The sequence below is a fragment of the Acinetobacter sp. IRS14 genome (genome assembly GCF_034650275.1).
In the GTDB taxonomy this organism is placed as follows: domain Bacteria; phylum Pseudomonadota; class Gammaproteobacteria; order Pseudomonadales; family Moraxellaceae; genus Acinetobacter; species Acinetobacter oleivorans.
The window spans coordinates 1-523 of sequence record NZ_JAOVFN010000080.1 but is presented as its reverse complement, the minus strand read 5'-3'; the positions used below and the strand labels follow the sequence as shown (position 1 = coordinate 523).

1 pseudogene is annotated in these 523 nt (G+C 50.3%); it reads left to right on the top strand.

The annotated features are described in order from the left end of the window. Nucleotides 1–13: 13 nt before the first annotated feature. Nucleotides 14–523, top strand: a pseudogene (locus tag ODQ17_RS19165) (hypothetical protein); the annotation flags it as partial.

Below are 523 nucleotides of genomic sequence, written 5' to 3'. Positions count from 1 at the left end.
ACTCGGTGCTCACCTGATGACGGTGGATGGAGTTAAAGGGGTTTATTTTGCTGTGTGGGCCCCCAATGCCCGCAACGTTTCCATTTTGGGGGATTTCAACAACTGGGACGGCAGATTGCACCAAATGCGGAAACGCAACAACATGGTGTGGGAATTATTTATCCCTGAGTTGGGGGTGGGCACTTCTTATAAGTATGAGATTAAAAACTGGGAAGGGCACATCTACGAAAAGACTGACCCCTACGGTTTTTACCAAGAAGTACGCCCCAAAACCGCTTCCATTGTGGCAGACTTGGACGGTTACCAATGGCACGACGAAGATTGGTTGGAAGCTAGGCGCACCAGCGATCCCCTGAGCAAACCCGTTTCCGTTTACGAACTCCATTTAGGCTCCTGGTTGCACACTGCCTACGACGAACCGGTGAAAACTTTGCACGGGGAAGGGGTGCCGGTAGAAGTGTCCGAATGGAATACCGGGGCCAGATTTTTAACCTATTACGAGTTGGTGGATAAACTAATTCCC